The 17,348-nt window shown below is 66.4% G+C and carries 14 protein-coding genes and 1 pseudogene; 7 read left to right on the top strand and 8 right to left on the bottom strand.

Going from position 1 to position 17,348, the window contains the following annotated elements; genetic code table 11:
- Positions 1–336 precede the first annotated feature (336 nt).
- From OHQ90_RS11680 to OHQ90_RS11670, 3 genes are all read left to right on the top strand, one after another.
- Entirely contained in the window at positions 337–2,382 is a 2,046-nt protein-coding gene (locus OHQ90_RS11680) for an ATP-dependent DNA helicase (RefSeq protein ID WP_328409933.1), read from the top strand.
- Positions 2,383–2,580: 198 nt separating this feature from the next.
- Positions 2,581–2,748, top strand: coding sequence for a hypothetical protein (locus OHQ90_RS11675; protein ID WP_328409931.1), 168 nt, complete (start codon positions 2,581–2,583; stop codon positions 2,746–2,748).
- Positions 2,749–3,023: 275 nt separating this feature from the next.
- A complete protein-coding gene (locus OHQ90_RS11670; RefSeq protein ID WP_328409929.1) occupies positions 3,024–3,692 on the top strand; it encodes a site-specific integrase in 669 nt (222 codons plus the stop codon).
- Between the two features lie 72 nt (positions 3,693–3,764).
- Here OHQ90_RS11670 and OHQ90_RS11665 read toward each other — a convergent pair whose 3' ends face one another.
- From OHQ90_RS11665 to OHQ90_RS11630, 8 genes and pseudogenes are all read right to left on the bottom strand, one after another.
- Complete coding sequence (locus OHQ90_RS11665) at positions 3,765–5,114, bottom strand: phosphotransferase (protein WP_328409927.1); 1,350 nt, start codon at positions 5,112–5,114, stop codon at positions 3,765–3,767.
- Between the two features lie 8 nt (positions 5,115–5,122).
- Complete coding sequence (locus OHQ90_RS11660; protein ID WP_328409925.1) at positions 5,123–5,332, bottom strand: Tn3 family transposase; 210 nt, start codon at positions 5,330–5,332, stop codon at positions 5,123–5,125.
- 74 nt (positions 5,333–5,406) lie between these two features.
- Positions 5,407–5,598, bottom strand: a pseudogene (locus OHQ90_RS11655) (Tn3 family transposase); the annotation flags it as partial.
- Positions 5,599–5,610: 12 nt separating this feature from the next.
- Positions 5,611–6,006, bottom strand: a complete 396-nt coding sequence (locus OHQ90_RS11650) for a RidA family protein (protein ID WP_328409923.1) — start codon at positions 6,004–6,006, stop codon at positions 5,611–5,613.
- A 168-nt stretch (positions 6,007–6,174) separates the two neighbouring features.
- Positions 6,175–6,714: a DoxX family protein gene (locus OHQ90_RS11645; protein WP_328409921.1), complete on the bottom strand. Its 540-nt coding sequence runs from the start codon at positions 6,712–6,714 to the stop codon at positions 6,175–6,177.
- A gap of 113 nt (positions 6,715–6,827) precedes the next feature.
- Positions 6,828–8,189, bottom strand: a complete 1,362-nt coding sequence (locus OHQ90_RS11640) for an NCS2 family permease (protein ID WP_328409919.1) — start codon at positions 8,187–8,189, stop codon at positions 6,828–6,830.
- A gap of 207 nt (positions 8,190–8,396) precedes the next feature.
- Positions 8,397–11,000, bottom strand: coding sequence for an alpha-glucan family phosphorylase (glgP, locus tag OHQ90_RS11635; RefSeq protein WP_328409917.1), 2,604 nt, complete (start codon positions 10,998–11,000; stop codon positions 8,397–8,399).
- 73 nt (positions 11,001–11,073) lie between these two features.
- Positions 11,074–11,514: a VOC family protein gene (locus OHQ90_RS11630; RefSeq protein WP_328409914.1), complete on the bottom strand. Its 441-nt coding sequence runs from the start codon at positions 11,512–11,514 to the stop codon at positions 11,074–11,076.
- Between the two features lie 78 nt (positions 11,515–11,592).
- Here OHQ90_RS11630 and OHQ90_RS11625 point away from each other — a divergent pair, with 78 nt between their 5' ends.
- The 4 genes from OHQ90_RS11625 to glgB all read left to right on the top strand — a co-directional run bounded on the left by OHQ90_RS11625 (position 11,593) and on the right by glgB (position 17,347).
- A complete protein-coding gene (locus tag OHQ90_RS11625) occupies positions 11,593–12,189 on the top strand; it encodes a TetR/AcrR family transcriptional regulator (protein ID WP_328409912.1) in 597 nt (198 codons plus the stop codon).
- Positions 12,190–12,495: 306 nt separating this feature from the next.
- Positions 12,496–13,137, top strand: coding sequence for a LysE family translocator (locus OHQ90_RS11620; RefSeq protein ID WP_328409910.1), 642 nt, complete (start codon positions 12,496–12,498; stop codon positions 13,135–13,137).
- Between the two features lie 38 nt (positions 13,138–13,175).
- Positions 13,176–15,179 (top strand): alpha-1,4-glucan--maltose-1-phosphate maltosyltransferase, encoded by a 2,004-nt coding sequence (locus tag OHQ90_RS11615; protein ID WP_328409908.1) that lies wholly within the window; start codon positions 13,176–13,178, stop codon positions 15,177–15,179.
- Complete coding sequence (gene glgB, locus OHQ90_RS11610) at positions 15,176–17,347, top strand: 1,4-alpha-glucan branching protein GlgB (RefSeq protein ID WP_328409906.1); 2,172 nt, start codon at positions 15,176–15,178, stop codon at positions 17,345–17,347. Before OHQ90_RS11615 ends, glgB begins: the two co-directional genes overlap by 4 nt.
- Position 17,348: the final 1 nt, after the last annotated feature.

Below are 17,348 nucleotides of genomic sequence, written 5' to 3'. Positions count from 1 at the left end.
GCCCGTTCGATCAGGCGGCACAATGTAATCCGCACGCGGTAGCCCAGGCGTTCACATCCGGGGGAAAGGGAGGTCGACATGTCCCGAGCGTTGATCATCGTCGACGTGTAGAACGACTTCTGTGAGGGCGGATCACTCGCGGTCGCCGAGCGGATCAGCGATCGACCGCATGCGCGCGGCGGGCTCGAGGGCACCGTCGTCGAGTGACCACAGCCGGCGCCACGTAGCCCGACCTACCGAACGACGCGCCGAACCGGTGGCGGCGGGGCCCGCGCCCGGCTCCGGCGACCCCGATGGACGGTGATCCCTGTCGGTCCCAACCAGTAGGCTGCTCGCGTGCCCGAACTGCCGCCCACCTCCGACCTTTTGGCCACTGCCGTGCAGGCGCTCGGTGGGAAAGAGCGGGTCGGGCAGGTGACGATGGCCGCGGCGGTGGACCACGCGATCGATACCAAGGAACATCTCGCCGTGCAGGCGGGAACCGGGACCGGGAAGTCGCTGGCATACCTGGTGCCGAGCCTGCGGCACGCGGTGCGGACCGGACGGACGGTCGTGGTGTCGACCGCGACGATCGCCTTGCAGCGCCAGCTGGTCGACCGGGACCTGCCACGGCTTTCCGAGGCGCTGAGCAAGCCGCTCGGGCGCACGGCCCAGTTCGCAATCCTCAAGGGCCGCAACAACTATCTGTGCTTGAACAAGATCAATAGCGTGATCCCGGACGAGCCCGCCGAGGCAGAGCTGTTCGACGCGTTCGCGATCTCCCGGCTCGGCCGGGAGGTGCAGCGGCTCAACGAGTGGGCCTCCGACACCGAGACCGGCGATCGCGACGAACTGGCACCCGGCGTGACCGATCGCGCCTGGCGGCAGGTCAGCGTGTCGTCGCGGGAATGCCTCGGCAAGTCGCGCTGCCCGTTCGGGCAGGACTGCTTCGCCGAACGGGCGCGGGCGGAGTCGGCGCAGGCCGATGTGGTGGTGACCAATCACGCCCTGCTCGCCATCGACGCGATCAGCGGCATCCAGGTGCTGCCGGAACACGATGTCGTCGTCATCGACGAGGCGCACGAGCTGGTCGACCGGGTGACCGGCGTGGCCACCGCGGAACTGGCGCCCTCGGCCATCAGCGCGGCGGCGCGCCGCTGCGCCAAGCTCGTCGACGAACAGGAGGTCGACCGTCTCGAAGGCGCGTCGGAGGCCTGGCACAACGTCCTGGACGAGCTGCCCGCCGCCCGGTGGGACGCGCTGCCCGATGGTGTCGCCCCGGTGCTCGCCCTGGTCCGCGACGCGGCATGGAACGTGCGCACCGCGCTGGCCCCACAGGGCGGCACGTCTGCGCAGGGTGACCCGGAGAGCGCCGCCGCACGCACCCAAGCGCTCGCCGCGATCGACGAGGTGCACGACAGCGCGGTACGCGCGCTGACGGCGTTCGACGAACCCGATCCCGCGAGCAGGCGCGATGTCATCTGGCTCGCTGCCGACGAGATACGCGGGGTCGTCCGGCGCACACTGCGGATGGCGCCGCTTTCGGTGGGCGGCCTGCTGCGCAGCAGGTTGTTCGGCACCGCGACGGTGGTCTTGACCTCGGCAACATTGCAGATCGGCGGTTCGTTCGATGGCCTCGCGATCACGTGGGGCCTGCCCGCGCAGTCGGGGAGCCGCACGGATTCGGCCACCGCGAACGGTGCCGTCGCGCCGTCGGATGTGGAGACGGTCCGGTGGAGTTCACTTGATGTCGGCTCGCCGTTCGACCATGCCAAGTCCGGCATCCTGTATGTCGCCAAGCATCTGCCCGCGCCCGGTCGCGATGGACTCGCGCCTGCCTACCTCGATGAGATCGAGCGGCTGATCCGCGCCGCGGGCGGCCGCACGCTCGGCTTGTTCTCCTCCATGCGCGCCGCCAAAGCGGCCACCGAGGCGCTGCGCGGGCGGCTCGACACACCGGTGCTCTGCCAAGGCGACGACTCGACCGGCGCGCTGGTGCGCAAGTTCGCCGACGATCCGGAGACCTCACTGTTCGGCACGCTGTCGCTGTGGCAGGGCGTCGATGTGCCGGGCCCGTCGCTGAGCCTGGTGATCTTGGATCGGATTCCGTTCCCCCGGCCCGACGATCCGCTGCTGACGGCACGACAGCGCGCGGTGGAGTCACGCGGCGGCAACGGCTTCATGACCGTCGCCGCCAACCATGCGGCGCTACTGCTCGCCCAGGGCACCGGCAGGCTACTGCGCAGCGTCGACGACCGCGGCGTGGTCGCCATCCTCGATTCCCGCTTGGCCACCGCGCGCTACGGCGGCTACCTGCGTGCTTCGCTGCCGCCGTACTGGGAAACCTCGGACCCGAATGTGGTGACCAAGGCGCTGGAGCGACTCACCGCCACGTCACTGTGATGCCACTCACAAAGCGGGCGATTACTTCCAGACAGAAGTAAATTGGGCGTTGATACTCCGATGGAATCCCAATTCCCACACGGATGTATCGGCGGTCCCCGCGCCAAGCCCTGCACGCGGCGCGGGGACACCAACTTTTCGCGCGCGGCTGAACCCAAATCGCCTGCTGCACAGCACCCCAACATGAGACCGTGCCGGATGACTCACCAGTCCGATCTCGACACCCTCGGTGAATTCCTGTCCAGCGCAAGGTCATTGGATGAATACCCAGCAATTTTCGAGCTCACCGAAACCGACCTACAAGGTCGAATCCTCGGCTGCTCCGGCGGCGCAGCAAGTTTCGGCATGTGGGGTCCAGTGACGTGAAAAGTCACGTTTAACGGGTCGGTCGGCATCCGTGGGCACTCGGTCGCTGCCGCGCACTACTGACATCCCGTGACGCGCCTGCTGACATCTGGTGACGAACTTCCCGGGTCGGCAGCGCGCCGAAAATCCAACGAAATTTCTGGGGCGGCCGGTCGGCGCAGACGTTCAACACCCGCCTCGCCTCGCCGCGTGGGGCGTGTGAGTACTGGCGCAAGCAGGAGTGGCTGGTCGGCGATCCGCTGGCTCGGTTGGTGCCGCCGGATCATTCGCGGGCGATGACCCGCGATGAGGTCGGTCGGCTGCCGGCGAAGGATGTGCCGCCGCGGGAGCGGGTGCTCTGGACGATGCTGTACGAGACCGCGGCCCACACCGACGAGGTGCTGCTGCTCGACATCCCGGACCTGGACATGGCGAACCGATGCGCTGCGGTGACCCGCAAAGGCGGGGCCGGGGATGTGGTCGCATGGCAGACCGGAGCTGCGCGGCTGCTGCCGCGACTACTGGCTGGGCGGAAGAAAGGGCCGGTGTTCCTGACCGACTGCAAGGCAAAACCCGGTGTGGCCGTGGACGATATCGACCCGAAGACGCTGCGCGGGCGGTTGTCGTACCGGCGAGCGGCAGAGTTGTTCGAGCACCACACCAGCGACGTCCCGCGCGGACCGTTCACGCTGCATCAACTCCGTCATTCCAAGCTCACGCACGCCGCCGAGGACGGGGCGTCGACGCCGATGCTGATGCTGATGCGGTTGAGTAGGCACACCTCGGTGCGGCCCCTCGGCAGGTACTCGCGGCCGTCCGGCGCTGATCCGGGGCAGGCCCAGACCGACCCCGCGCGCAAGCGGCGGGATGACGCGAAATATGGCGCGGTGACAGCGAAACAGGATTGGCAACGCTGCGGGAGTACGGCTCAGGTCACCTACAGCCCGCAGATGGAACGTATGTAAATCCGCCCCCAACGGGATCATCGCTGACGGGGCACCCATGAAGCGACGCTGGTGGTGTCTGCTCATTCAGGCTCATTCAGCCCATCTGCGGAACACTGCACGCAATTCATCCAGTGAAATGTCAGGCCAAGGTTCGGAATGTCGAGACAATCGCTTATGGTACCAGTTGACCCATATCTCGAGGCGGCTTGGGTCCGCGGCAACGTTACGCGACATTTCGTCAATGTACAGCACTGCTTGTCTCCAGTCTTCGACCTTGCCGTACATGCGAAGGGCTGCTTCGCTATCAACGGCAGGATTCGTAGACGAAATCCGCTCGATCCACATCGCAGTGGCCTGAGCATGGGTCGCCTCATCCCCCTTTGTCATACGCTCGAGGAAGAGCGTTGCGTTCCAGAGTGGATCACTGGGTCCAGCATTTTCCCAATCCAAAATCCACAATTTCCCTTGGTCATCGAGCCGGAGGTTGAGCGGGTAAAGGTCGTTGTGGGCAAAGACAGCCGGTTCGCCCGAACGACTATGGTCCGGCTGAACATGCTCCGACAACGGCCCGATCCCGAGTTCGCGGAGCTTCGACAGCTGATCCTGTGGCAGGTTGTGATATGCGTCGTCGGCATGCTGGATCATCTGCTGCTGCCACCCTGGAATGTCCATTTCCATTCCTGCCGGTGTGGGGTGCGAGGACATCGACTGCACCTGATCCAAAAGATCAGGTAGCCAATTCAGCAGATCTGGATCATCGAAAGTCCGGGTTTCACCGGGAATATACTGCATGATGGTGAACTCCGTGCCAGTAGACGAGTCCACTCCGGCATAGAGAATCTCAGGTGTTCTCACGCCGCGCTCACGTGCGTATTCGATGGCCGTGTTCTCAGGCATCCATTTCTTCAAGAAAGTCACGGTCGGTTGTTCTTTTTTGGATCTGACCACCGCTGGGCCTGAGCCCGTGTCAACCATATTTATCCTGTTGCCGGTCCCGGCGAAGTCCGATTCCCGATCCCGGACCTGGTCGTACAATTCCTGGGCCTCTTCCGGAGATATTTCGAATCGGCGGCCACTCCCCACCCCGGGCGCCTTCGGCTGCTCCGGATCTGTAATCGAGGAATTCTCTACCTCGCGACGCGTGTTCTGCTCGAATTCGTGGGTGCCGAGGTTCTCGGCCCGTTCAGCGATGGGGTCCTCTCGCCACATGCCGGCAGGTGTGCGCGTTGCCCACGGATGGGCGGGTTGCGATGCCGCTCCTTCGACCTGGCTGTAGCCTCGGAGGTCGCCGTCGACCAACTCGTTGACCCCGTCGCTCAGTTGCGGACCGATTCTGCTGCGCCCGGCCAGGTCATCGGTGGCTTTGCTGAAGGTGTCGACGAGCCCGGACGCAACATGGGTGAATTCGTGAGCGATCTCGTTGTAGAACGGGGAAGGCATAGGCAGGTTCAGTCGTCCTCGTCCGGGCCGTCGGGCTCTCGTAGCGGCCGATGGCTGCCCCCGAGGTCTGGGAGGTGAAAGCTGTAGCGGCCTTCGAGCCGGATGTGTTTGCGGCTGAACGCCGATAGGCGGACGGCGTCCTCGTCGCGCACCGGATAGTCCTGGGCGCGCAGCTCGTCGAGCGCGCGGTCCAGGTACACCGAATTCCACAGCACCACACAGTTCGAATTGGGCCGAGCGCCGACAGCCGGTCTTCCATACCGTCCAGATAGGCGCGGGTGATCTCGCCCTTCTTGCCGTGAAAGACGGTGCGGCCCAAGTCGTGTCGGCCCTCCTGGAGATTGTCCTGGGCCTTGGCCTCGCGCCGGTAGGGTTCGTCGTCGGCCAGCCGCAGGATGTGCAGGGTCTTGAAGATGCGACCGTAGTGGGCGATTGGCCCGCCCCAGGCTGGTGGGGTTGCCGTCGCGGGAGCGTCGTGAACCATCCATGCCCGCCGTCAGCCGCGCACGGCGACGGCGTCCACCTCGAAAAGCATCGTGGGCAGCGCCAGCGCGGCAACCCCCGCCAACGTCTGTACCGGTGGCTTGTCGCCCCAGATTTCGGCGATCTTCTTCCCCAGCACGGCGAGCTTGTCCAGATCGTGGTCGACGATGAACGTCCGCAACTGCGCCACTTCGGCGTAATCCAAGCCCGCCGAGCGCAACGCGGTGCCGAGATTGGCGAAGGCACGGTCGACCTGAGCGGCGAAGTCGTCGCTGGTGGTGTGCCCGTCGGCGTCGGAATCATATTGCCCGGCGATCAGAACCAGCTCGCCCGTCACTCGTGCCACGTGGCTGTAGCCGAACGCGGTGGGGTCGTGCAGTTCGGCCGGGTTACTGATCTCGATCGTCATCGTCGTCTCCTTCATCGTCACCTGTTGTCCCGCAACAACTACAACGACGATGCAAGTTGCCCGAGTGTGACATGACGACGATCACAGACACCGGTGGCGCGGCGACCCCTCGGTCACCGCGCCACCATCGACGAATTCAATTGTGCGTCCGCACCGAACGCGTCGAGATCAGAGCTCCCACTTCAAGATCAGGGTGAGCACCGCCGCGGCCACGGCCAGCACCACGGCGCCCGCGCCCCAGACGAAGCCCTGCCGCTGCCACGGACGGCCGCTGTCCAGCGAGAACTTACCCGGACCCGTGAACGCGATGGTCGCGCCGACGACGGCGAACAGCAGGGCCGTTTCGTAGCCCTTGCCGGTCAGCAGACCGCCACTCCAGGTGGTGTTGACGGCGTTGATCATGGTGCCGAGCACGATGGCCGCTGCCAGCGGAGTCAGCAGGCCCAGCAGCAGCAACAGACCGCCGGTCAGCTCGCTGAGCCCGGCGAGGGTGCCGAAGAGCTTGCCGGGGTTGTAGCCCATGGAATCGAAGACAGCGGCGTTCTTGCTCCAGCCGTATCCGCTGAACCAGCCGAACAGCTTTTGAGTGCCGTGCGCGGCAAGCAGCCCGCCGAAGACGACCCGCAGCAACAGCAGGCCGATGTCGGCGGAGAAGGTATCGGGATCGTTTGCGCTGGTAGCGCGCTCGGGCGTGCTGTTGGTGGTCATGCTGGTCCTCATCCCTGCAATTCGATTCCAAAGAACATTTCATTGGCCTCGGCGACGAAGTGGACTGCGGTCCGATTGTCGCACGATTGGGGCCAACCGGCCAGACCGCCGCCTTATTCCGCGAGGAAGAAGAAGTATCCGAGGAACATCACCATCAGCGCCCACATCGCCGGGTGCACCTCTTTGACGCGCCCCTTGGCAACCATGACGATCGGGTAGAACAGCATCCCCATCGCCAGCCCGTTCGCGATCGAGTAGGTCAGCGGCATCATGATGACGGTGATGAAGGCCGGGACGGAGTACTCCAGCCGATTCCAGTCGATCTCGCCGAGTGCCCGTGCCATCAGCACGCCGACCACGATCAGCGCGGGCGCGGTGATCGAGGCCGAGCCCGCGACGACCGCGAAGATCGGGTAGCAGAACATGGCGATCAAGAACCATCCCGCGGTGGTCACGGCGGTCATGCCGGTCCGCCCGCCCGCCGAGACACCCGCCGTCGATTCGACGTAGGCGGTGGTTGTGGAGGTTCCGATGACCGCGCCCGCCATGGTGCCCACCGAGTCCGCGGCCAGCGCGCTTGCCGCCCGGGGCAGCTTGCCGTCCTTGTCGAGCAGCCCGGCCTGGTTGGCTACGCCGATCAAGGTGCCGGAGCAATCGAAGAAATCGACGAACAACATCGTGAGAATGACGACGGCCAGCTGTCCGGTGAACGCGTCGGGCAGATGGATGATTGCCTGACCGAAGGTGTGCTCCAGCCCCTTCGGCATCGACACCACGCCGGCGGGCAGATCGACCAGACCGCTGATGACGCCGACCAGCGCTGTGAGCACGATGCCGTACAGCACCGCGCCGTGCCAGCCGATGACAAGGAACACCACGGTCACCACGAGACCGAACAGCGCGAGCAGCGTGGTGCCTTTGGTGAAATCACCGAGGGTGACCAGCGTCGCCTCGCTGTTGACCACGATGCCGGCGTTCTTCAAGCCGAGGAACGCCACGAACATGCCGATGCCGGCCCCGACGGCCAGTTTCATCTGCATCGGAATGGCATTGAGGATGCGTTCGCGCACCTTGGTGATCGCGAGCACGAAGAAGATCACGCCGGACAGGAAGGTCCCCGACAGCGCCACCTGCCACGGAATCCCCATCCCGAGCACCACCGAGTACGCGAAGAATGCGTTGAGCCCCATACCGGGCGCGAGGGCGATCGGATATCTGGCCCAGATCCCCATGACGAGCGTGCCGAACACCGCGGCGACGGCCGTCGCGGTGAATACCGCCTGCATGGGAATGCCTTTGTCACCGAGCGCGCCCTCATCGCCGAGCACCGACGGGTTCACCGCGAGCACATAGGACATGGCCAGGAACGTGATCGTGCCCGCCATCAATTCGCGCTTCACGGTCGAGCCGGTCGAACTGATGCCGAAGTACGCATCGAGGCGTCCTCGGGTGCGCGTCAGAACGTCGGTGACCATGGGCTCTCCAGTCGGAAATGGGTACGGGGGTGCCAGGGCACGGTAGCCGACAATTCACTGAACAAGAGAACTCGGTCGATGTCCCGACCGCCCACTTCGTGAGCAGCGTCACCATTGCCGTCCCGCAGCCCGCAACACCCACCCGTCCCGAGCCCGCTGACCTCGGGTTACCTCCGGCGTTCTCGCACCGCGACGCGCCCGGAATCGCTAGGCGCTCGGCGCGGCGACCAGCCCCAGTTCGGCATCGCTGGCCAGCAGCTCATGGTGGGGCAGCACCCGCACCGTATAGCCGACGGCGCCGGACAGCGGCACCGGAGTTTCGACGGTGAAAATTTCGACGCCGGAATCCGATCCGGTGTGGGTCATCGGAAACGTGGTGACATCGGACAGGTCATCGGTCGGCGACACCCGGCCGAGCACGGCCTGAACAGTGACGTCGGACGTGCCGAGGCCACCGAGGTCGATGCGGGCGGCCAGGGACAATTCCGCGCCGATGATCGGGGTGTCGGGCAGGCCCGCACTGTCGACCTGGATCACCTTGACCGAGGGCCATGCGGCTTCCACTCGGCGGCGATAGTCGGCGCTCGCGCGAGCGGCGGCGAATTCGTCGGCGTTTGCCCGCAGGCCCGCGGCCGCGGCGGGAGCGTAGTACTCGACGGCATAGTCACGGACCATGCGTGAGGCCAATACCTTCGGGCCGAGGGTCTGCAATGTGTGCCTGACCATCTCTACCCAGCGCACCGGCATGTCGTTGCGGTCACGGTCGTAGAAGCGCGGGGCGACGGTGCGTTCGAACAGGTCGTAGAGGGCACCGGCCTCCAGATCGTCGCGACGGTGCTCGTCGGAGACGCCGTCGGCGGTCGGAATGGCCCAACCGTTTTCGCCGTCGTACATCTCGTCCCACCAGCCGTCGCGAATGGACAGGTTGAGTCCGCCGTTGAGCGCGGACTTCATGCCGGAGGTGCCGCACGCCTCCAGCGGCCGCAGCGGATTGTTCAGCCACACATCGCAACCCCAGTACAGGTAGCGGGCCATCGACATGTCGTAGTCGGGCAGGAAGACGATGCGGTGGCGCACCTCGGGATCGTCGGCGAAGCGGACCACCTGCTGGATCAGCGCCTTGCCGCCGTCGTCGGCGGGATGGCTCTTGCCCGCGACCACCAGCTGCATCGGCCGTTCGGGATCGAGCAGCAGCGCACGCAACCGCTCCGGGTCGCGCAGCATCAGGGTGAGCCGCTTGTAGGTCGGCACCCGGCGGGCGAAACCGACGGTCAGCACATTCGGATCGAAAACACTCTCGACCCAACTCAACTCGGCCGACGCGGCGCCGCGCTCCAACCAGGATGCGCGCACTCGGCGGCGCACCTCGTCGACAAGGGTGGCGCGCAAGGTGTTACGGGTCGACCACAGTTCGCCGAGGTCGACGTCGCGCAGCTTCTCCCAGCCGCGCGCCTCTTCGACCAGCTCGGGGCCGATGTATTCGCGGGCCTTGTCGAACCATTCGCGTGCGGCCCAGGTCGGGGCGTGCACACCGTTGGTGACCGAACCGATCGGCACCTCGGCCGCGTCGAAGCCCGGCCACAGCGGCGCGAACATCGCGCGGCTGACCGCACCGTGCAGCTGGGAGACACCGTTGGCGCGCTGAGCCATCCGCAAGCCCATGTGCGCCATATTGAAGACCGACGGATCGGCCTCCCGTCCGAGGGCCACGATCCGGTCGACAGACAGTCCCGGCAGCATGGCGGACTCGGATTCACCGTGGCCACCGCCGAAGTACCTGCGCACGAGCGGCATCGGGAACCGGTCGATGCCCGCGGGCACCGGAGTGTGCGTGGTGAATACCGTTGCGGACCGCACCGCGGCCAGCGCGGTATCGAAATCCACTCCCGCCGAGACGAACTCGCGGATCCGCTCGACACCGAGGAAACCGGCGTGCCCCTCGTTCATGTGGAATACGTCGGGATCCGGCAGCCCGGTCGCGGCGGTGTAGGCGCGCACCGCGCGCACACCGCCGATGCCTGCCAGAATCTCCTGCTTGATGCGGTGGTCCTGGTCGCCGCCGTAGAGCCGGTCGGTGACCGCTCGCAGCTCCGGATCGTTCTCGGCGATATCGGAATCCAGCAGCAGCAACGGCACCCGCCCGACCTGTGCGATCCACACCCGTGCCCGCAGCACTCGCCGATCGGGCATTGCCACGTGCACGAGCACCGGCGCCGAATCCGACCGCCCCGGCTTCGCTCGACCATCGTCGGTGGTCAGCAGGCGCAGCGGGAGGCCCTGCGGGTCCAGCGCCGGATAGTGCTCGGTCTGCCAGCCGTCGCCGGTCAGCGATTGCCGGAAGTAGCCGGACCGATACAGCAATCCGACGCCGATCAGCGGCAGGCCGAGATCGGATGCGGCTTTCAGGTGATCACCAGCGAGGATGCCGAGGCCGCCGGAATAGTTCGGAAGCACCTCGGTAACACCGAATTCCATGGAGAAGTAGGCGATGCCGCGCACGGCGGGCGCGTCGGTCTGCCGTTGGAACCGGCCGGGCCGCGTCAGGTAGTCGCGCAGATCCGCGGCCGTGGCGTCGACCCGCCCGGTGTAGTCCGCGTCGGCAGCGAGCTCGTCCAGCCGCGCCGCGGGTACCTCCCCCAGCATCCGCACCGGATCGCGTCCGACCTCGCGCCACAGCTCGGGATCGAGCTCGGCGAACAGGTCCTGGGTAGGCCAATGCCATGACCAGCGCAGGTTCGTGGACAGTTCGCCCAGGGCCGCCAGACGGTCGGGCAGATGGGCACGGACGGTGAATCGACGAAGTGCCTTCACCAGGCGAACCCTACCGAACAATCGCGCGCTCGACTGTCAGGGCGGCCCGGGTCACTGCGCACCGGCGCAGTGATCATGCGGTGAACTTCTCGGCAATGTACTCGTCGCTGAACTGCTCGGCGTATTCCTGCGACGGCGGGATCACGGTGATCATATCGATCAGCACACCGCTGGGATCGGCCACGATGAAGTGCCGCTGCCCGAAGTCCTCGGTGCGGATTTCCAGCTCGGCTTCGATGCCACCCTGCACCACCATCCGCTCCCACTCGGCGTCGACGTCGACGACCTCGAAGTTCAGCAGCAGACCCCGCACTGGCTTGCGGTAGGCCGCAGGCACGGTCTCGTGGGTGTAGTCGAGCAGCGCGAGCTCGTAGTTCACCGTGCCCGGCCGGCGCAGGCTGAGATACCAGTCGGCCTCGAAGGTGATCTCGAAGCCGAGCCACTTGGTGTAGAAGTCGCGGGTTTCGGTGAGCCGATCAGTGCCGATGACGGGGTAGAGGCTGCTCAGTTCCATGTTCTCGCCTTTCACATACCGTTGGTATGCGAGTTAAGCTAGTCGACATACCATCGGTATGTCAACGAGAGGACAGCAATGCCGAGCACCATGCGGACCCAGCAGCGCGAAGAGACGCGCAGCGCGCTGCTCCGCGAGAGCCGGCGCTTGTTTGCGACGAAAGGCTATGGTGCCGTTGGCCTATCGGAGATCGTGGCGGCTACCGGAGTGACCAAGGGTGCGCTTTACCACAACTTCGCAGGCAAGGCCGAACTGTTCCGCGCGGTGCTCGAACAGCTACAGCACGAGGTCGGCGAACGAGTCGCGGCGGCCGCGGAAGCCCACACTGACCCCTGGACGCAGCTGATGGTCGGCTGCGAGACCTTCCTGACCACCTGCACCGCCCCGGAGATCCAACGCATCATGCTGATCGACGGTCCCGCCGTACTCGGCTGGCACGAATGGCGCGCGATGGACGAGGCCGCCTCCGCCCGGCACCTCGCCCAAGCGCTGGCCCTGCTCATCGACGACGGCGTACTCACACCACAGCCGATAGCACCCCTCACCCACCTGCTGTCCGGTGCCATGAACGAAGCCGCGCTGTGGCTGGCGAGCACCGACGACCCCAGCGCCCTGGCCGACACGACCGCGGCACTGCGCCGACTACTCGAAGCGATGCGCACCCGAAAGCCGTGACCACCCGCGTAGCCGTCGACCGCACCGGCCGTCAGTAGTCACATGGGCGCACGGCTTCCTGCACGAGCCTCCGACGGCTCGGCCCTGCGTATCGGGCTCGCGTCCCACAACCGAATCGCCGACCGCGCCCCCGGCACCCGCCGGAGCCACGTTCGGCAAGGCCGATTCAATGCGGCCGGACGGGTTGCGAGCCCGCTCCCGAGGCGGCCGAGCTCGGGTAGTGCGGCGCTGAGGCCCGGGTCGAGGCAGTTCTCGTGCACCCGAATTCCAGTGGCCGACCACCCAGGTTCGTGACAGCATCGGCTGATGCCGCACTGGGTCGATGTCCTCCCCCAATTTCTGTTGGCCTGCCTCATTCTTGCCGCGCTGCCCGGCCCGGCCACGGCGCTGTTCCTGCAACGCGCGGTGCGCGACGGGCGCGCGGCGGGGCTGGCGGCGGTGGCGGGCAACGAGATCGGAGTGTTCGGGTGGACGCTGGCCGGCGGGGCGGGTCTGTCGGTGCTGCTGGTCGCGAACCGGTTCATGAATACCGCAGTGCACATCGTCGGTGGCGTGGTGTTGATCTGGCTCGGCGTACAGGCCTGGCGCGGGGCACGCGGCGATGACGAGTTCGGCGCCACTATGACGAAAATGCTGCCTACCGGACGGACGCCCGCCGCGGCCTTCCGCGCCTCGCTGATCTCGATCGCCGCCAACCCGAAGGCCGCGGTCTTCGGACTGACGATCCTCCCGCAATTTCTGCCCGCCGACGGACCGGTGCTGCCGACCGTGCTGGTCCTGGCCATGATCCAGCTCACCATCGACACCGCCTGGTGCGTCGGCGTTGTGGTGGCCGCCGACCGGGCCGGGGCCTGGCTGCGCAGAACCGGGATCCGGCAGCGGATCGAGCGGGCGCTCGGTGCGGTGCTGGTCGCACTCGGCTTCGGCCTCGCCGCCGACGCGCGCTGAGCAACGCCTCGGCGCGAGGTAACGGTACGGTTGGTCCCGTGACCGGCCGCATCGCTATCGATGACACTGCCCCGTCCATCGCGGGCGGCCGACCGGCCAAGGCCGTGGTCGGCGAGGTCTTTCCGGTGCGCACCGTGGTCTGGCGTGAGGGGCACGACGCGGTTGCCGCCACGCTGGCGGTGCGCGCTCCCGGCACGTCACGGATCACCAGGATTCGGATGGCGCCGGATTTCGAGCCCGACGTATTCAACGGGACATTCGTCCCGAACCTGCCCGGCGCGTGGACCTATCGCATCGAGGGCTGGAGCGATCCGATCGCCACCTGGCGCGCGGCGGTCGAGGCAAAACTGGCCGTCGGGCAGAGCGCCGTGGATCTGGCCAACGATCTCGAGCTCGGCGCCCGACTGTTCGAGCGCGCGGCCCAAGCCGTGCCGAAGAAACAATTCGAGCGCCTCCGAGCGGCCGCGACCGCGCTGCGCAGCAACGAACAGCTGCCCGCACGGGTCGCGTCGGCCTTCGGCGCGGAGATCTCCGAGATCCTGCGCACGACGCCGTTGCGGGACATAGTCACCCGAGGCGCGCAGCACACCGTGCAGGTGGAACGTCAACGCGCACTGTACGGCTCGTGGTACGAGTTCTTCCCGCGCTCGACCGGCGGCCGGGACGCCGCGGGCAACCCGATCCACGGCACCTTCACCACGGCGGCGAAGGAACTACCGCGCATCGCGGGCATGGGTTTCGACGTCATCTATCTGCCGCCGATCCATCCGATCGGCGAGATCAACCGCAAGGGCCGCAACAACGCGCTCACCGCCGAGCCGGACGATGTCGGCTCGCCGTGGGCGATCGGGTCGAAGGACGGCGGGCACGACGCGATCCATCCGGCACTCGGCACCGAAGCCGACTTCACCGAGTTCGTCAGCACCGCTTCCGAACTCGGCCTCGAGGTGGCCCTCGATCTGGCCCTGCAGTGTGCACCCGATCATCCCTGGGTACAGACGCATCCGGAGTGGTTCACCACGCTGCCCGACGGCACCATCGCCTTCGCCGAGAATCCGCCGAAAAAGTACCAGGACATCTATCCGGTCAACTTCGACAACGATCCCGACGGGCTGTACGCGGAAATCCTGCGTGTGGTGCGGCACTGGATCGGCTCGGGCGTCAAGATCTTCCGTGTCGACAACCCGCACACCAAACCCGCCGACTTCTGGGAATGGTTGATCGCGCAGGTGCGACGCACCGACCCCGAGGTGATCTTCCTCTCCGAGGCGTTCACCAGGCCGGCTCGGCTGTACGGCCTCGCGAGACGCGGATTCAGCCAGTCCTACACATACTTCACGTGGCGCATCGCCAAATGGGAGCTGGCCGAATTCGGCAAGGAGCTGGCCGCGAAAGCGGACGAGGCCCGACCGAACCTGTTCACCAACACCCCCGACATCCTGCACGAGAGCCTCCAGCACGGCGGGCCTGGCATGTTCGCCATTCGCGCGGTCCTCGCAGCGACCTTGGCCCCTACCTGGGGCATCTACTCCGGATTCGAATTGTTCGAGCACCAGGCGGTGCGACCGGGCAGCGAGGAGTACCTGGATTCCGAGAAGTACGAACTGCGCCCACGCCCGTTCGCCGAGGCGCTGGCGCGCGGAGAATCGTTGGAGCCGTGGATCACTCGGCTGAACGAGATCCGTCGCGCGCACCCCGCCCTCCAGCAGCTGCGCTGCGTGCATTTCCATCACGTCGACAACGACGCGCTGATCGCCTACTCGAAGATCGATCCGGTCAGCGGCGACGCCGTGCTGATCGTGGTGAACCTCAACCCCTTCGGCGCCGAGCAGGGCATGATTTCGCTCGACCTGCCCGCGATCGGGCACGAATGGCACGACCATCCGGTCGTCTACGACCAGGTCAGCGGCGAGGAATACCACTGGGCGCAAACGAATTACGTGCGGCTGGATCCGGCCAACTCGGTCGCTCACATTCTGGCGCTGCCGCCGGTGCCGCAGCAGGTTCGCGCCGAACTCGCCTATCGCAGGACCTTCCGATGAGCGATGCCACGGTGGTGAAACGCCGCGACCTGATGCTGCTCGCGGCCGGAACCCACACCGATCCGCACACCGTGCTCGGTGCGCACCCACACCGCGACGGCACGGTCATCCGGGCGCTGCGGCCGCACGCGGAGACGGTGTCGGCACGCGTCGGCAGTGCCGACCATCCACTGAAGTCGTTGGGGCACGGGATATTCGCCGCAGTGCTGCCCTACCCCGATGTCATGGACTATCGCCTCGTGACCACCTATCCGGGCGGCCAGCAGATCATCACCCCCGATGGGTACCGCTTCCTGCCCACCGTCGGTGAGCTCGATCTGCATCTCATCGGCGAAGGCCGCCACGAACACCTGTGGGATGTGCTCGGCGCGCATCCGCGCCACTACACCACCCTTGACGGCGAGGTGAGCGGCACCTCGTTCGCGGTCTGGGCTCCGAATGCCCGCGGCGTCACCGTGATCGGTGATTTCGACAGCTGGAGCGGCAACACCGCACCGATGCGCGCACTCGGCTCATCCGGGGTATGGGAAGTGTTCGTGCCCGGTGTGGGCGTCGGCGCCAAATACAAGTTCCGGGTACATGGTGCGGACGGCCGGACGGTGGACCACGCCGATCCGCTGGCGTTCGCGACGGAACTCCCCCCTGCCACCGCGTCGGTCGTCACCGAGAGCAATTACGCGTGGTCCGACCATGATTGGGTCGCCGCTCGCGAACGCACCGATCCGACGCGCGCGCCGATGAGCGTCTACGAAGTCCATCTCGGATCCTGGCATCCCGGTCTCGGGTACCGCGAATTGGCCGACCAGCTGGCCGATTACGTGCGCGCGGCCGGATTCACCCACATCGAGCTGCTGCCTATCGCCGAGCACCCGTTCGGCGGCTCCTGGGGATACCAGGTCACCTCCTACTACGCGCCCACCGCGCGCTTCGGCTCCCCCGACGACTTCCGCTCCTTCGTGGATCGCCTGCACGCCGCGGGGATCGGCGTGCTGCTGGACTGGGTACCCGCGCACTTCCCGCGCGACGAATGGGCGCTGGCCCGCTTCGACGGCACCCCGCTCTACGAACATCCCGACCCGCGCCGCGGCGAGCAACTCGACTGGGGCACCTACGTTTTCGACTTCGGCCGCAACGAGGTCCGCAACTTCCTCGTCGCCAACGCCAGGTACTGGATCGAGGAGTTCCACATCGACGGCCTGCGCGTCGACGCGGTGGCCTCCATGCTGTACCTGGATTACTCACGCCCCGAAGGGGGTTGGGAGCCGAATGTGTATGGCGGCCGGGAGAACCTGGAAGCCGTCGATTTCCTCCAGGACCTGAACAACACCGTGCACCGGTACCACCCCGGCGTCGTCACCATTGCCGAAGAATCGACGAGTTGGCCCGGAGTGACCAGGGGCACCGACGTCGGCGGCCTCGGTTTCACCATGAAGTGGAACATGGGCTGGATGCACGACACCCTAGGGTTCCTCGGCCGCGATCCGATCCACCGCTCCTGGCACCACAACGAGATCACCTTCTCATTGGTGTACGCATGGAGCGAGAACTACGTGCTGCCGATCAGCCACGACGAAGTCGTGCACGGCAAGGGCACCCTGTGGACCAGGATGCCCGGCGACGATTTCGCCAAGGCCGCGGGCGTGCGCGCCCTGCTGGCCTATATGTGGGCCCATCCCGGTAAGCAATTGCTGTTCATGGGGCAGGATTTCGGCCAGTTTCGTGAATGGTCGCACGATCGCGGCCTGGACTGGCACGAGCTGGACAATCCGCTGCACCTCGGCATCACCGCCGCCGTGCGCGACCTCAACGCGGTCTATCGCGCGCACCCCGCGTTCTGGACGCAGGACACCGCACCCGGTGGGTACTCCTGGATCGAGGCCGACGACCGCGCCAACAATGTCCTGGCCTTCCTGCGCTACGGCTCCGACGGCTCGATGGTCGCTTGCGTCTACAACTTCTCCGGTTCGGTGCACGACGAATACCGCGTCGGCCTGCCCGCCACCGGCCGCTGGCGCGAAATCCTCAACACCGACGCCATCGCCTACGGCGGCTCCGGCATCGGCAACCTCGGCGCCGTGACCGCGCTCGACGAGCCATGGCACGGCAGGCCGGCGTCGGCGACCGTCGCCCTGGCCCCCAACAGCGCGGTCTGGCTCGCGCCGGATTAGC

Source organism: Nocardia sp. NBC_00403 (assembly GCF_036046055.1).
Taxonomy (GTDB): Bacteria; Actinomycetota; Actinomycetes; order Mycobacteriales; family Mycobacteriaceae; genus Nocardia.
This window is presented reverse-complemented; position numbering and strand designations above follow the sequence as displayed.

Coding starts and splice junctions, on each gene's coding strand:
- OHQ90_RS11675 (WP_328409931.1), top strand. CDS start 2,581: ATGACTCACCAGTCCGATCTCGACACCCTCGGTGAATTCCTGTCCAGC.
- OHQ90_RS11670 (WP_328409929.1), top strand. CDS start 3,024: ATGACCCGCGATGAGGTCGGTCGGCTGCCGGCGAAGGATGTGCCGCCG.
- OHQ90_RS11665 (WP_328409927.1), bottom strand. CDS start 5,114: ATGCCTTCCCCGTTCTACAACGAGATCGCTCACGAATTCACCCATGTT.
- OHQ90_RS11650 (WP_328409923.1), bottom strand. CDS start 6,006: ATGACGATCGAGATCAGTAACCCGGCCGAACTGCACGACCCCACCGCG.
- OHQ90_RS11645 (WP_328409921.1), bottom strand. CDS start 6,714: ATGACCACCAACAGCACGCCCGAGCGCGCTACCAGCGCAAACGATCCC.
- OHQ90_RS11640 (WP_328409919.1), bottom strand. CDS start 8,189: ATGGTCACCGACGTTCTGACGCGCACCCGAGGACGCCTCGATGCGTAC.
- OHQ90_RS11630 (WP_328409914.1), bottom strand. CDS start 11,514: ATGGAACTGAGCAGCCTCTACCCCGTCATCGGCACTGATCGGCTCACC.
- OHQ90_RS11625 (WP_328409912.1), top strand. CDS start 11,593: ATGCCGAGCACCATGCGGACCCAGCAGCGCGAAGAGACGCGCAGCGCG.
- OHQ90_RS11620 (WP_328409910.1), top strand. CDS start 12,496: ATGCCGCACTGGGTCGATGTCCTCCCCCAATTTCTGTTGGCCTGCCTC.
- glgB (WP_328409906.1), top strand. CDS start 15,176: ATGAGCGATGCCACGGTGGTGAAACGCCGCGACCTGATGCTGCTCGCG.